The following is a 14,022-nucleotide window of genomic DNA, read 5'->3' as shown; positions in this document are numbered from 1 at the left end:
TCCGCCAACCGCGTCAATTCTAGGTTGACACGTCAACACCAGAACGGCCGGGGTTCATTCCCGGGGGCGCCAGTGCCGGAGCTTGTCCGGGTTCAGGACGATCCAGACGGTGGACACCTTCGGTCCCGCCACCTTCAGACTCAGCACCGCGACGGCAGCCCCGTCCGGGGTTCGCAGGACCACGCCGGGCTGGCCGTTGACCGCCTCGACGCTCAGCACCGTCCCCGGCCGGAGCAGCTCCGTCACGCACCGCGCGACCTGGTCGGCGCCCCGGACCGGGGCGATCGCCGCGGCCACCCGGCCGCCACTGTCGCTGACCGCGACCACGTCGTGCGTGAGCAGGCTCCGGATCGCGCCCGTGCTGCCGGCCCGGAACGCGGTCGCGAACCGGTGGACGACGGCGTGATCGCCCCGCTTGAACACTTCTCCTCCGTTCAAGCGATCGCGGTGAGCTTCGACGGGTTCATCTGCCACAGCACCTCGTCGATTCCCTCGGCCGACGCGGTCACGGTGCAGACCGCGAACACCTCGCCGTCGCGGCTCAGCATCGCGACCGCGCGGCCGTTCGCCATACCGAACTCCACCTCCACCCCGACCCAGAAGTGCTGGTGGAAGGCCCGGTGGTACTTCGCCACGCGCAGCCGGCCGACCACCGGGAACTTCGACGCGCGCGCCGCCCCGCCGCCGTCGGAGTAGCTGATCGCGTCCTTCGCCAGCAGTTGCTCCAGCGCCCCGAGATCACCCGCCCGCGCGGCCGCGATGAAGGCCGTGAGCAACTTCTGCTGCTGAGTCCCGCTGACCTCGGTACGGCGTTCCGCGCGGATCCGCTTGCGCGCCCGGCTGACGAGCTGCCGTACCGCGGCCTCGGTGGACTGCAGCATCGCGGCGAGCTCGTCGTACGGGTAGTCGAACGCCTCCCGCAGGACGTACGCCGCCCGCTCGGTCGGTGACAGCCGCTCGAGCACGAGGAGGACGGCGAAACTCAGCGCCTCCCCGTGCTCGGCACCGAGGTACGGGTCGGCGCTGGTGTCGACCGGCTCGGGCAGCCACGGCCCGATGTAGGTCTCCCGGCGGGCACGGGCGGACTGGCTCGCGTTGATCGCGAGCCTGGTCACCGCCGTCGACAGGTACGCCACCGGGCTCTTGACCGCGCCGCGGTCCGCCGCCTGCCAGCGCAGCCACACCTCCTGGACCAGGTCCTCGGCCTCGGTGTGGCTGCCCAGCATCCGGTACGCGATCCCCATCAGGCGCGGCCGCACCTCGTTGAAGACGGCAACCGCATCATCCAGGTCTTCCGGGTCGTCACTCATCAGCTGGAGGATACGGTCCCTCGTCGGTCTCCAGCGCCTCGATGGCACTGTGCAGACTGTTCAGATCGGCCGCCTCCACCTCGACCTCGAACGGGTCGATCAGCCACTCGGCGGGGTCCTCGTCGTCGGGAGGCGTGCCGGCGGCGTTCATGGCGATGTCGGCCTCCACCTCGACGTCCAGTTTGCGCAGGAACGGGTCGTCCATCGTCATCGACCGGCCTGCGACGCGTACCACTCGTCGTAGTGCAGCTCGCCCAGCGTGGCCTCGCCGATCGGGACCAGGCTGCGCTCGGTCAGCTCCGAGCCGAAGTACCGCGCGTGCTCGTCGGCGACCACCTCACGGGTGTCGCCACGGGCCACGAGCGCCTTCCGGAAGAACTCGTCCATCCGGTACTCGTCCGGTCCGGCGATGTCGATCCGCGCGTTCAGCGGCTCGCCCACCGCGGTCCGGCCGAGGAGCTTCGCGACGTCCTCGCCGGCGATCGGCTGCCAGGCCACCGGCGCGATGTGCACCTTGCCGTCGTCCCAGGTGCCCTCGTCGGCGATCGCCCCGACGAACTCGAAGAACTGGGTCGCGTGCACCAGCGAGTACGCGATGCCGGAGGACTTGATCAGCTCCTCCTGCGCGAGCTTCGCGGCGAAGTAGGCGTTGTCCGGCATCCGCTCGGTGCCGACGATCGAGATGCCGACGTGGTGCCGGACACCGGCCGCGTCCTCGGCCTGCAGCACGTTCGAGGTGGAGGTCTTGAAGAACTCCATCACCGGACCGGCCTCGAACGACGGCGAGTTCGCCACGTCGATCACGACGTCCGTCCCCTTCAAGGCGTCCGCCAGGCCCTCGCCGGTGATGGTGTTCACGCCGGTGCTCGGCGCGGCCGGCACCGCCTCGTGGCCGTGCTCGGTGAGCTTCGCCACCAGCTTCGTGCCGATCAGGCCGGTGCCGCCGATCACGACGATCTTCATCGCAGAACCCTTTCGTTGTCTTGAGCTGTCACCAGGTAAGACAGGGCACCCGTCCGGCCTGTGACAGTCACATCCGGACGCGGTGCCCTGTCTGTCTGGTGACGACGTCTCACGAAGGAGGACCCACCGTGCCCGACGCAGGAGTCCGCATCCGCGTGCGGATGACGGCGCGGCCGATCGACGAGCCGCACCGGGCCGCGAGCCAGCTGGAGCTGCTGTTCGACCTGACCTTCGTGGTCGCGGTCGCGGCGGCGACCGAGGAGTTCGCGCACACGATCGCGGACGGCCACCCGTGGTCCGGGCTGCTGGCGTTCCTGCAGGTGTTCTTCGCGATCTGGTGGGCGTGGATGAACTTCACCTGGTTCGCCTCGTCGTACGACACCGACGACGTCACCTACCGGGTCCTCACCATGGTGCAGATGGCCGGCGTCCTGCTGCTCGCCGCGGGCGTCCCGGACGCAGCGGATCACGGCGACTACCTGATGGTCACCTCCGGCTACCTGGTGATGCGGATCGGGCTGATCTCGCTCTGGCTCCGCGCCGGCATCGAGGATCCGGCGCGCCGGCGCACGGCGTTCCGCTACGCGTTCGGCATCGGGGTGCTGCAGATCGGCTGGTTCGGCCGGTGGTACCTGGTCCAGATCGGCACCTCGGAGGGCGTACTGCTCGCCGCGTTCGTCGTCCTGTCGATCCTCGAACTTGCGGTCCCGCTGTGGGCGGAGCGGCCGCGGGCGACGACCTGGCATCCGCATCACATCGCGGAGCGGTACGGGCTGTTCACGATCATCCTGCTCGGCGAGGCGGTGCTGGCCGCGTCCAACGCCGTACGGCGGGCCCTCGAGGAGACCGCGGTCAGCGCCGAGCTCATCGCCGTCGCGGCCTGTGGACTCGTCATCCTGTTCGCGCTGTGGTGGCTGTACTTCCTGCATCCCGCCGGGCCGCGGCTGGAGGACCGGCGGGACCGCTCGTACCGCTGGGGCTACGGCCACTACGGCCTCTTCGCGTCACTCGCCGCGCTCGGCGCCGGTCTCGAGGTCGCCGTCGAGCAGACCGGCCACGAACTGCACCTGTCCCCCACCGGCGCGAGCTACGCCGTCGCCGTACCGGCCGCCTGTTTCATCGGCCTGCTCTGGGCGGTCCATCGCTGCATCGGCGAGCTGTCCGGATTCCACGGCGGTACGGCGCTGGCGGGCATCGCGATCCTGCTCGTGCTGCCACTCGCGACACCCGTGATTGGACCGGTCGCGGACCTCGCGCTGACGGCGGCGACCTGCGTAGGCGTGGTCGCCGCCGCCTCGTGGAACGCCAGGCAGGGAGTCTTCAAGGGCTCCTAGACCTTCAGGACCGGCGCGACGGTCTTGGACCTCGAGCCTTCGTACGCGGCCAGCAGAATGCCGAGGACCGCGATGCCTTCGTGCTCGGTGTGCAGCGGCCGCTTGTTGCCGGCGAGCGAGTCGGCGAAATGGCCGATCTCGGCGACGAACGTGTCGACCGGTTCGAACTCGAAGGTCTCGGTCTCACCGGACCGGAGGCGGTACGAGAGCGTCGTACCGTCGCTGGTCAGTGAGCCGAGCTCGCCGACGGCGGAGAAGCGTTCGGTGGACGAGGCCGGCTGGTAGGCCCAGCTGGTCACCAGCTGGCCGACGACTCCGTTGTCGAACCTGATCAGCACCTGCGCGGAGTCCTCGCCCTCCATGAACTTCAGCCGGTGCGTGGAGAGCATCGCCGTAGCCTCGACGGGCAGCCCGCCGGCGAGGTGCAGCATCAGATAGGTGGGGTGGTATCCGGTGTCGATGAGCTCGCCACCACCACTGGTCTTGCTGCTCGCCCGCCAGCCCATCGTGGTCGGGTCGAAGTCGTTGTAGAAGCTGTCAGTGGTCCGTACCTCGTAGACCGTGCCGATCGTGCCGGCCTCCAGCAGCTCCTTCGCCTTGGCGACCGCGGGCATGAACAGCTGGTTGTGCGCGCACATCAGCGTCACGCCGTTCTCGGTCACCGCCCTGCGGACGTCCGCGGCCTCCTCGGCCGACAGGCACAGTGGCTTCTCGCAGAGAATGTGCTTGCCCGCCTCGGCCGCGGCGACGATCGCGTCGCGGTGCAGGTGGTGCGGCAGGCAGATGTCGACCGCGTCCAGCTCCTCCTTGGCGAGCATCTCGCGGTAGTCCGTGTAGGCGGCGGCGCCCAGCTCCTCGCCGCGCTTCTTCGCCGTTTCGGCCACGGCGTCCGCGACCGCGGTGACACGGATCCGGTCGGCGTGCGCCCGGTAGCCCTTGATGTGCGCCGAGGCGATGCCCCCGGCGCCGATGAGCCCGACCTTGATCATCTCCGAACTCCCGTCAGCTGTAGGAAATCACTCGGTTGGACTCGGCGGCCGCGTTGGCGGCCACCACCAGACGCGTCAACTCGACTGCGCGTTCGATGTTGTCGTCCGCGCGCGTGTCGTCGGTGATGTGATCGACCCACTGCGCGAACGGGTCCGGCGAGTGCTCGGGGACCTCGACCTGCTCGCCGTTCACCAGCAGCACGTTGCCGCGATCGGTGTACGTCAGCGTCCCGTCGGTCCCGAACAGCTCGATCGTGAACGGGTTGCCGCTCGCGAAGCCGGCCTCGATCACCCCGATCTTCTGGTCGCCGTACCCGGCCACCACGACAGCGTTGTCTTCCAGACCGCGACCGGCCACCGACCGGTACGTCGCACTCACCGTCTCCGGTGTCGCGCCGAGGAACAGCTGGGTCAGGTACACCGGGTGGCAGCCGAGGTCCGTGAGCGCGCCGCCGATCGCGGCCTTCGGCTCGAAGAACCGCTGCGGCAGCCAGCCCTCCTTGCCGTCGCGCGGGATCGCGCCGTCGTGCGAGAGCCGGACCCGGCCGTACGTCAGCCGGCCGAGCGTGCCCTTGTCGAGCACTTCGCGGATCGCCGTCGTGTACCCGTGCGCGAGCCGCGGCAGCGAGACCGTCAGCTTCACGCCCGCCGCGTCGGTGGCGGCGACGATCTCCTCGGCCTCGGCGACCGTCGGAGCGAGCACCTTCTCGGTGTAGATGTGCTTGCCGGCCTGCGCGGCCTTGACCATGATGTCGCGGTGGACGTCGGTCGGCGTCGTGATCACCACGCCGTCGAGGTCGTCGCGCGCGAGCAGCGCGTCGAGGTCGTCGGTGAACTCGACCCCGAACTGCTCGGCGCCGGCGCGACCGCGCTCGGCGTCGTCGTCCCAGACGGCCACCAGCTCCGTCCCGGGGTGCGCCTGGGCCTGCCTCGAATAGTCGCCGGCGTGGACATGCCAGAAGCTGAGAGTCGCGATCTTCAGCGGGTTGGACACTCTGGTCCTCCTCAGTGGAAACCTTCGGAAACGTTTCTGAACGACCGTCGGCAGATCACGGTACAACGTTGTCAGAAGTGCGCAACAGACTTCCGGCGCGGCGGTTCACACGCTGAGACCGGGGCGCGGCGCGGATGCTTATAGTTATCCGGGAGTCCTGGATTAGTGAGGAGCGCCGCGATGACCGAGGAGCCGGCCGGTGGCGATCTCTCACGGTTGCGCCAGCTCAACGCGGTCGCCGTACTGCGGGAGTTGCGCGGGGATCAGCCGCTGACGCTGACCGAGCTGTCGAAACGGACAGGGCTGTCGCGCGCTTCGACCGAGGACGTCGCGCGGGACCTGCTCGGGCGCGGCTGGCTGACCGAGGTCGCGCCCGCGTCGGGGTCGGTGGGGCGGCCGGCGCGGCGGTACCGGTTCAACGCCGGCGCGGGGCGGCTGCTCGGGGTGGACGTCGGCGGCCACAAGGTTCTCGCCCTGGTCACGGACCTCGACGGCGAGGTGATCAGTCAGACGCGGCTCGAGATCGACCCGGAGGCGGGCCGGCGGGCGCGTCTCGCGGCCCTGGACCGCTGCGTGAGCAAGGCGCTCACCAAAGCGTCCGCCAGAGGGTGGGCCGGGACGTCGGCACGGTCAGGTGACGGTCAGATCTGGGCGACGGGGGTCGCCACCACCGGGCTCGTCGACGGGACCGGCAAGGTGATGCTCTCGGACTCGCTGCCGGAGTGGAGCGGGGTCGATCTGGCCGCGCACGTACGGCGCCTGGTGCCTGGTCCCGTCCGCGTGGAGAACGACTGCAAACTCGCCGCGCTCGCCGAGACGTGGCGCGGTGTCGCCCGCTACGCCAGCGACGTCGTGTTCCTGCTGGCCGGCCTGCGGACCGGCGCCGGCCTCATCATCGACGGCAAACTCCACCGCGGCTTCGCCAACTGGTCCGGCGAGATCGGCGCCCTCCCCGCCGCCGGCTGGCAACAAGCCCCGCAACACCTCCACCGCTGGCTGGACCAGACCCCACACCCCGAGGGGTTCGAGCGGGTGTTCGTGGCGGCCAGGGCCGGTGATGAGGGCGCCTTGGCGGCGGTCCATGACTATGTGCGGGATCTGGCCGTCGGCGCCTCGGCGCTGGTGCTGACACTGGACCCGCAACTGGTGGTGATCGGGGGCGGGTTCTCGCGGTCGGCGGACGTGATGGTGGAGCCGTTGCGGCGGGAGCTGGACCGGTGGTGCCTGCGGACACCGGAGATCCGGGTGTCCGCGTTCGCGGACGAGGGCGTCGCACTGGGCGCCGTACGGCTGGCCCTGGACGAGGTCGAGTCGACGATCACCACCGGGCTCAGACCTTGACATAATTTCCCTGGACTCCATGATTATCCCATCGCCCCGCCCAGCGAGAGGAAGCATCATGATGCGTCCGTTCCGTCTGTTCAGCACGCTGGCCGCCGTCGGCGCCCTGCTCGTCGGCGTCGCAGTCTCCCCTGCCCACGCGACGATCAGCGGCGCCGGTGCGACCAACACCGCGACCACCGTCACCTACCGCTTCTCCTACACCGGCACCCCGCAGTTCCTCCGCGTGTACGTCGACACCGACCGCAACGCGTCCACCGGCTACGCGCAGGCCGGGACCGGCGCCGACTACCTCCTGGAGAACGGCAACCTCTACCGGCACACAGGCACCGGCTGGAGCTGGACGCTGCTCCGCTCGGTCACCTTCGGCAACAGCGGAGGCGTCGCCCAATGGACCGTCGACCGCGCCGACCTCGGCGAGACCGCCACCCCGAACGACGCCGACCTCGTCTTCCAGGCGGAGTCGCCACTCGAGACGTCCGCGAAGTACACCCACACCTACAGTGGCGGCACCGGCGGCGTGACCTACACCCCGTCCACCGACAACTTCGCGAACCCGGAGCGCGGTCTCTACCACCACACCGGCGACTGCGACAAAGCCGACTTCTCCCAGGCCACGCTGCAGGGCTACCGCACCAGCCAAGGCATCTCGCTCGTCATGTGCGTCTTCTACCTGGCCGAGTACAAGAACGGCCCGATCGCCCAGGCAGCGCTCGACCAGCTGCAGCAGCAGCTCGACACGGTCCGCGCCGCCGGCCTCAAGATGATCCTGCGCTTCGCGTACACCACGTCGACCACCGGCGACGACGCCACCAAGGACCGGGTCTTGGCGCATCTCGACCAGTTGGCGCCGTACCTCACCGCGGGTCAGGACGTCATCGCGGTCGTCCAGACCGGGCTGATCGGCGCGTGGGGCGAGTGGTACTACACGCAGAACTTCGGCAACGCCGGCACGGTCTCCAGCACCGACTGGGCGAACCGCAAGGCCGTCACGGACAAACTCCTCAGCGTCGTCCCGCAGAACCGGATGGTCCAGCTCCGGACGCCGAAGTTCAAGCGGACCATGTACTCGACCACCCCCGTCCAGCCCGGCACCGCGTACAACGGCTCGACCCTGTCGCGGATCGGCCATCACAACGACTGCTTCCTGGCCAGCGCCGACGACTTCGGCACGTACGAGAACCCGTCCGTCGAGTATCCGTACCTCCAGGCCGACACGACGTACGTCGCCATGGGCGGCGAGACCTGCGCCGCGAACCCGCCCCGCTCCGAATGCCCGACCGCGACCAGCGAGCTCGCCCAGTTCCACTGGTCCTATCTCAACACCGACTACGAGCCGAACGTCCTCAGCTCGTGGAACGCCGGCGGCTGTCTCGCCACCGTCACCAAGAACCTCGGCTACCGCTTCCGCCTCGAATCCGGCACCTACCCCGCTACCGCCTCCCCCGGCGGCAGCCTGCCGGTCTCGTTCACCGTCCTCAACGACGGCTACGCCACGCCCTTCAACCCCCGCAACCTCGAGCTGGTACTGCGGAACACGTCGACCGGCACGAACTACAAGCTCCCCCTCACCTCCGACCCGCGGCGCTGGACCGCGGGCGCGTCGACGACCGTGCAGCAGACGCTGACGGTGCCGGCGAATCTTCCGGCAGGTTCGTACTCCCTGCTGCTCAACCTGCCGGATCCGCTTCTGTCCACTCGCCCCGAGTACTCGATCCGCCTCGCGAACCAAGGCACCTGGGACGCGGCGACCGGGATGAACTCGCTCCTGCACACACTCACTGTCAGCTAGGAGAACCTCATGAGACGGCTTGTCACAGCTCTCGCGGCGATCGGGCTGCTGCTGCCCACGCAGGCGGCCATGGCGCACGACGCACCGCGCACCACGACCCGCGGCTACGCGACCTCCGACGAGGTGTTCGCCAACCCGGAGCGCGGCTTCTACCACCACACCGAGACGCACTACCGCGCCGACGGCACGGGCTACGTCCCGCTGAACGTCACCACCCTGCGCAACTACCGCACGCAGGAGAACATCACGCAGATCCTCCGCGTGTTCTACCTGGAGAAGTTCGCGAGCACCGACGTCATCGACAAGAAGTACCTCGACCTGGTGCGCGCCGACTTCGCCACCGCCCGGGCGGCCGGCGTCAAGGTGATCCTCCGGTTCGCGTACGCGCTGCCCGGCCCGGGCTGGCCGCCGCCGACGCCGTACGGCGACGCGCCCGTCGCCCGCGTGCTGAAGCACATCCAGCAGCTCACTCCGGTGCTGCGCCAGAACGCCGACGTGATCGAGGTCGTGCAGTCCGGCTTCGTCGGGCTGTGGGGTGAGGGCTACTACACCGACCACTTCAGCAACCCGCAGGACCCGAGCCAGGTCTCGGACCAGAACTGGGCGGATCGCAAGGCCGTCGTCACGGCGCTGCTCGCGGCGTTGCCGAAGGACCGGATGGTTCAGGTGCGGACGCCGTACATGAAGCAGCGGATGTTCGGCGTACCGACCGGGACCGAGGGTGCGCTGACAGCGGAGCAGGCGTACGACGGCTCGGTTCTGGCGCGGACCGGGCATCACAACGACTGCTTCCTGGCCAGCCCGGACGATTTCGGGACGTATCTCAGCGACCCGATCGAGCTGGACAAGGACTTCGTTGCCCAGGACACCAACTATGTGCCGGAAGGCGGCGAGACCTGCGCCGTCAACCCGCCGCGCTCCGAGTGGGAGTCGGCGTCCGCCGAGATGGCGCGCCTGCACTTCTCCTACCTGAACACCGACTACAACAAGGACGTGCTCGGCAGCTGGGGTGACAACGTCGAGAGCGCGAAGCAGAAGCTCGGCTACCGCTTCGCGCTCACCGAGAGCACCGTCACGAACAAGGCCCGCCCGCGCGGACCGGTCCAGGTCGGCCTGCAACTGCGCAACGACGGCTGGGCCGCGCCGTACAACCCGCGCCAGGTGCAACTGGTCTTCCAGAGCGACCAGCACACGTTCAAGGTCACTGTTCCCGCCGATCCCCGCCGCTGGGGAGCCGGTACGGCGACCAACCTCAACTGGAAGGTCTCCGCACCGCCGGTGCCCGGCAAGTACCGGGTACTGCTCAACCTGCCGGACCCACTCCTGTCCGCTCGCCCGGACTACTCCATCCGCCTCGCCAACGCCGGGACGTGGCAACCGACCACCGGCTACAACGATCTCGGGCAGACGGTGACTATCGAATAGCGTTGTCGAGGAAATTCGTCAGCTTCGCGACGGCTAACTGAGCGTCCAGGACCCCGGCGTCCGGACCTGGTGGGCCACCCACCAGGTCCGGATGGAGTGAGTCCGTCTGCTGACAGCGGAAGAGTGTTCTCTCCGTGGGTCGCGTGCCGCAGGGTGGAGGTGTCGAAGGAGGACACATGTACGTCGAGAGAGGCAACGCCATGCACCCGCTGCAGGTCCGAGAACAGCTTGGCCAGCCGAGTCCGGGACCGGGGAGGCCGTGGCCGGAGATTCCCGGGCCGCAGCGGCCCGGGACGCCGCGACCGCGAGAACCGGGACCCGAGCGGACCACACCACAGCCGATCCTGCCGTCCTGGTACGAGCCTTCGTCGATCAACCTCGAGCGAGAGGTGGCCGACCGGTTGCTGGCCGAGCGGGTGATCCTCGTCGGCGGCCGGCTCGACGACGCGCTGGCCGGTCACGTCGCCGCGCAACTCCTGCTGCTGGATGCCCAGAGCAACGACCCGGTCAAACTCCACCTGTCGTCCGCGGAGGCCGACCTCGAGGCCGCGCTCTCCGTCGCCGCCGCGATCGACTTGATCGCGGCTCCCGTCCACGCCGTCGCCCGCGGTACGGTCCGCGGCCCCGCGATCGCCGTACTCGCCGCCGCAGAGCAACGCGAGGCCCACCGGCACGCCATGTTCGTCCTGTCCGCACCGCAGTTCACCGCGACCGGCACCGCGGACGAGCTGACCACCCTCGCAGACCAGCACGAACGCCAAGCCACCCGCCTCCGCGACCTGATCGCCTACGCCACCGGCCGCTCCCCCGACGAGATCACCAACGACCTCACCACCGGCCGAGTCCTCTCCGCCGACGATGCCCGAACCTACGGCCTGATCACCCGCCTCCTCTGACGTCGAACGTGAGGACCAGGCGGCCGGAGGTTGCGTTGGTGGACTGGCGTTGCCAGGCGTCCGCGATGTCTGCGAGCGCGACGGTCTCGTGGGTGACGGCGATCGCACCGGCGGCCGCGTGCCGCAGTACGGCGGTCAGTGCGTCCCGGCGTTGCTCCGCGGTCAGGAAATTGTTCGTGTAACCGAGCACGCTCGCCGACTTGCTCCGTAGTACCGACGACGAGAACACCGCCTCGTCACCCGACGACCCACCGAGGTTGACGAGGCGCCCACCGGGCGCGAGCACCCGCGCGGCAGCGGTCGCCGCGACGCCGAACACCGGATCGACGACGACGTCGTACGACGGTTCGCCCAGCCGAGCCGTCAACTCGTCGACGTCGGAACCCGCCGCAACCACCTCGTCCGCGCCGGCGGCCAGCGCGCGTTCCCGCGACGCCTCCGACCGTACGACGGCCACGATGCGCGTCGCACCGAGGACCCGCGCCGCCCCGATCGCCACCTGCCCGACCGCGCCACCGCCGCCCAGCACCAACACCTTCTCCCCCGCTTGCATCCCCGCCCGCCACGTCAACGCCATCCACCCGGCGACCCCGGACAATCCGAGCGCCGCCACAGCAGCATCCGAAACGCCCTCCACGTCCAAACCCACAAGGTCCTCGTCAGGTACCGCCGCCCGCTCCGCGAAGCTCCCGTCCCCCGCCGTCATTCCCGCCGACGTCGCGAAGAACACCCGCGTGCCGCGCGCGACCGTCGCCGACTCCTCCACCACCCCGACGCCCTGCACACCCGGTACGTACGGCAGCGCCGGCGCACCGAAGTACGACGTACCGGAGGCGCACAGCAGGTCGAGCGGGACGATCGGCGCCGCGCTCACGCGGACGATCGAAGAACCTTCGCCGGCCACCGGGTCGGGGTGTTCGGCGTGGGACGGTGGTCGGCCGTGGGTGTGCAGGACTGCAGCGCGCACGCGAACTCCTCAGGTAGCGATCTCCGGATACGGCAACGCGTAGTGCTGCCGCAGGACGCGGCCGTACGCCTTCTGGTACTCGAGCGGGTCGTGGTCGCGCTCGAACATCGCGATGAACAGCGTCAGCGTGAGGAACGGGTGCGCACCCAATCCGAACAGTGCGACGTGGTCCTGCTCGCGCAGCGCCTTCCGCTCGTCGTCGGTGAAGGCGAGCCAGGTCGACTTCTCGGCGACCGCGCAGTTGAGGATCTCGTTCGCCTTCTCCTGCTCCCACCAGGTGACCGTGTCGACGGGGTCCTCGCGGTACCGCTCGACCAGCTCCGGATCCCGGTCGACCGTGTAGAGGAACTTGTTCAGCAGGTACTTGCTCATGCCGGCGCTCCGTTCGGGTACCAGGTGAAGTACGCCTCCATCGTGTGGAACAGATCGAGCGAGTCCACGTGATCCGCCTTCGCCCCCGCCCCGGCGACGCCCATCATCAGCATGAAGTCCATGAAGCCGTGTGTCGCGTTGCCGGGCAGGTGCAGGCTGTCCAGCGTCACCTCCGACAGGCACCCGTCGATGTCCCCGCTCGCGATCCAGTCGACGGCCTTCCGGTCGAACTCCGGGTCCGGCCCGTGCTCGCCGAACTGCCGCGGCCCGCCCAGCTCCAGCGACAGGTGCCCGGTCCCGATGATCGCCACCCGCTTGTCGATCGGCCACGACTCCACCAACTGCCGGATCGTCCGGCCGAGCTCGACGAACCGTCCCGGGCGTGGCAGCGGCGGCGCGAAGATGTTCGTGTAGATCGGCACGATCGGCAGGTCCGCCTCCGGCCGCAGCGTGATGATCGGGCAGGTGATGCTGTGGTCGATCCGCAGTTCGTTGCTGAAGGCAAGATCGAACCCGGCGTCCAGGCCGTTGCGCAGGATGTGCGAGGCGAGCTGCTCGTCGCCGGCCAGCCGCATCCGCGGCAGCCCGAACTCGCGTTCCTCGTTGTACCAGTTCGCGTCGAAGTACGGCGCCTTGCCGACCAGGAACTGGGGCATGTTGTCCAGCCACAACTGGTGGAAGTGATCGCTGCCGACCATCACCAGGATGTCCGGGCGGGCCTTCGTCAGCGTTTCCCGGAAGGTCTCGATCTTCGCCACCCACTCGTCGGCGAACGGCGGGCGGTCGGCACCGGTCGCCGTACTCGCCCGGTAGTAGAACGGATGGTGTGTGGAGGCGATCACCGCTGCCACTGTGGCCATGGGGTGCTCCTTCAGGGTTCGACGTACACAGCGTTGCGATCGACGGTCAGGTAGGCGTCCATGCCGATCGGGCGGCGGCGCTCCTCAGCGAGCTGACCGAGGAGACCGGCGGCCCTGGCCAGCAAGGCGAATCCACGCAACAGCTCGACCGGCAGCCCGAGGTCCGCGAGCGCGGCACCACAGACACCGGCCCCGTTCAGCGGCAGCTTGCGACCGAGCACCTGCTCGTGGACCCGCCCGATCGCCTCGAACAGCCGCAGGTGCGGACCCTCCAGGCCCTCCTCGCGCGCGATCCCGATCAGCACCGGCGTCCGCGGGTCCTGCACCTTGTGCACCGGGTGCCCGAGACCTGGGATGTACTTCGTTTTCGCACCACGCAGCACGTCGAGCGCCACGGCATCCCAACCGGCCTCGTCTGCGGGCAGCTCCCGCCCTTCGAGAGCCTCGTGCAGGAACGTCCCGCAGTCCTCGGTCACCCCGAGGAAGCGTGATCCCCCGCCCAGCAGACCGGCCGCGAGCGCACCCTGCAACGAGTCCGGCGCCGACAGGTAGGTCAGCCGCGCGGCAATCGCTGTCGGCGTGAACCCGTGATCGGCCAGGGCGACCAGCACCGCCTCGAACACCCGCGTCTCGGACGGCGTCGGGCGGCGCAGCGCGACGAGCCAGAACGCGAGCTCGCCGAAACCCACCTTGCCCATCAGGTCGGCCGTCAGATCCTGCCCGAGCAAGCGGATCTCGTCAGCGGTCGACGTACCCAACGAGGTCGGAAAGGCCGGCAC

At 69.3% G+C, this 14,022-nt stretch carries 15 protein-coding genes; 5 read left to right on the top strand and 10 right to left on the bottom strand.

The features are described from left to right. Positions 1 to 54: 54 nt before the first annotated feature. From BJY22_RS23170 to BJY22_RS23155, 4 genes are read right to left on the bottom strand one after another with little or no spacing between them, the layout of a single operon-like run. Positions 55 to 423: a sigma-70 family RNA polymerase sigma factor family protein gene (locus BJY22_RS23170; RefSeq protein ID WP_167210043.1), complete on the bottom strand. Its 369-nt coding sequence runs from the start codon at positions 421 to 423 to the stop codon at positions 55 to 57. An 11-nt stretch (positions 424 to 434) separates the two neighbouring features. Next, positions 435 to 1,310: an RNA polymerase sigma-70 factor gene (locus BJY22_RS23165; RefSeq protein ID WP_167210041.1), complete on the bottom strand. Its 876-nt coding sequence runs from the start codon at positions 1,308 to 1,310 to the stop codon at positions 435 to 437. Further along, the gene (locus BJY22_RS23160; protein ID WP_167210039.1) at positions 1,303 to 1,521 is read right to left on the bottom strand and encodes a hypothetical protein; all 219 of its coding nucleotides are present in this window, start codon (positions 1,519 to 1,521) and stop codon (positions 1,303 to 1,305) included. Before BJY22_RS23160 ends, BJY22_RS23165 begins: the two co-directional genes overlap by 8 nt. Then, positions 1,518 to 2,273 (bottom strand): SDR family oxidoreductase, encoded by a 756-nt coding sequence (locus BJY22_RS23155; protein WP_167210037.1) that lies wholly within the window; start codon positions 2,271 to 2,273, stop codon positions 1,518 to 1,520. Before BJY22_RS23155 ends, BJY22_RS23160 begins: the two co-directional genes overlap by 4 nt. A gap of 128 nt (positions 2,274 to 2,401) precedes the next feature. Between BJY22_RS23155 and BJY22_RS23150 the strand changes: the two genes are divergently transcribed. Beyond that, positions 2,402 to 3,607, top strand: a complete 1,206-nt coding sequence (locus BJY22_RS23150) for a low temperature requirement protein A (RefSeq protein ID WP_202891227.1) — start codon at positions 2,402 to 2,404, stop codon at positions 3,605 to 3,607. Here BJY22_RS23150 and BJY22_RS23145 read toward each other — a convergent pair. Both BJY22_RS23145 and BJY22_RS23140 read right to left on the bottom strand, forming a co-directional pair. Next, positions 3,604 to 4,596: a Gfo/Idh/MocA family protein gene (locus BJY22_RS23145; protein ID WP_167210035.1), complete on the bottom strand. Its 993-nt coding sequence runs from the start codon at positions 4,594 to 4,596 to the stop codon at positions 3,604 to 3,606. The genes BJY22_RS23150 and BJY22_RS23145 overlap by 4 nt on opposite strands. Before the next feature lie 13 nt (positions 4,597 to 4,609). Then, complete coding sequence (locus BJY22_RS23140) at positions 4,610 to 5,590, bottom strand: Gfo/Idh/MocA family oxidoreductase (protein WP_167210033.1); 981 nt, start codon at positions 5,588 to 5,590, stop codon at positions 4,610 to 4,612. Positions 5,591 to 5,770: 180 nt separating this feature from the next. Here BJY22_RS23140 and BJY22_RS23135 point away from each other — a divergent pair, with 180 nt between their 5' ends. From BJY22_RS23135 to BJY22_RS23120, 4 genes are all read left to right on the top strand, one after another. Next, the gene (locus BJY22_RS23135; RefSeq protein WP_167210031.1) at positions 5,771 to 6,931 is read left to right on the top strand and encodes an ROK family transcriptional regulator; all 1,161 of its coding nucleotides are present in this window, start codon (positions 5,771 to 5,773) and stop codon (positions 6,929 to 6,931) included. A 58-nt stretch (positions 6,932 to 6,989) separates the two neighbouring features. Continuing rightward, on the top strand, positions 6,990 to 8,723 hold the full coding sequence (locus BJY22_RS23130) for a DUF4832 domain-containing protein (protein ID WP_238350435.1): 1,734 nt from the start codon (positions 6,990 to 6,992) through the stop codon (positions 8,721 to 8,723). Positions 8,724 to 8,732: 9 nt separating this feature from the next. Further along, entirely contained in the window at positions 8,733 to 10,148 is a 1,416-nt protein-coding gene (locus BJY22_RS23125; RefSeq protein WP_167210029.1) for a DUF4832 domain-containing protein, read from the top strand. 176 nt (positions 10,149 to 10,324) lie between these two features. Beyond that, positions 10,325 to 11,044 carry an ATP-dependent Clp protease proteolytic subunit gene (locus BJY22_RS23120; protein WP_167210027.1) on the top strand — a complete coding sequence of 240 codons (720 nt, stop codon included), beginning with the start codon at positions 10,325 to 10,327 and terminating at the stop codon, positions 11,042 to 11,044. Here the strand turns inward: BJY22_RS23120 and BJY22_RS43035 are convergent. Genes BJY22_RS43035 through BJY22_RS23100 form a run of 4 tightly spaced genes read right to left on the bottom strand, consistent with a single transcriptional unit; the run spans position 11,028 to position 14,022 of the window. Next, positions 11,028 to 12,011, bottom strand: a complete 984-nt coding sequence (locus BJY22_RS43035; RefSeq protein ID WP_167210025.1) for a zinc-binding dehydrogenase — start codon at positions 12,009 to 12,011, stop codon at positions 11,028 to 11,030. The two genes, BJY22_RS23120 and BJY22_RS43035, sit on opposite strands and share 17 nt — an antisense overlap. A 9-nt stretch (positions 12,012 to 12,020) precedes the next feature. Further along, the gene (locus BJY22_RS23110; protein ID WP_167210023.1) at positions 12,021 to 12,383 is read right to left on the bottom strand and encodes a hypothetical protein; all 363 of its coding nucleotides are present in this window, start codon (positions 12,381 to 12,383) and stop codon (positions 12,021 to 12,023) included. After that, complete coding sequence (locus BJY22_RS23105) at positions 12,380 to 13,243, bottom strand: DODA-type extradiol aromatic ring-opening family dioxygenase (protein WP_167210021.1); 864 nt, start codon at positions 13,241 to 13,243, stop codon at positions 12,380 to 12,382. The genes BJY22_RS23110 and BJY22_RS23105 overlap by 4 nt, the downstream gene beginning before the upstream one ends. An 11-nt stretch (positions 13,244 to 13,254) precedes the next feature. Continuing rightward, on the bottom strand, positions 13,255 to 14,022 hold the full coding sequence (locus BJY22_RS23100; RefSeq protein ID WP_202891226.1) for a citryl-CoA lyase: 768 nt from the start codon (positions 14,020 to 14,022) through the stop codon (positions 13,255 to 13,257).

The organism is Kribbella shirazensis (genome assembly GCF_011761605.1).
Taxonomy (GTDB): Bacteria; Actinomycetota; Actinomycetes; order Propionibacteriales; family Kribbellaceae; genus Kribbella; species Kribbella shirazensis.
This window is presented reverse-complemented; position numbering and strand designations above follow the sequence as displayed.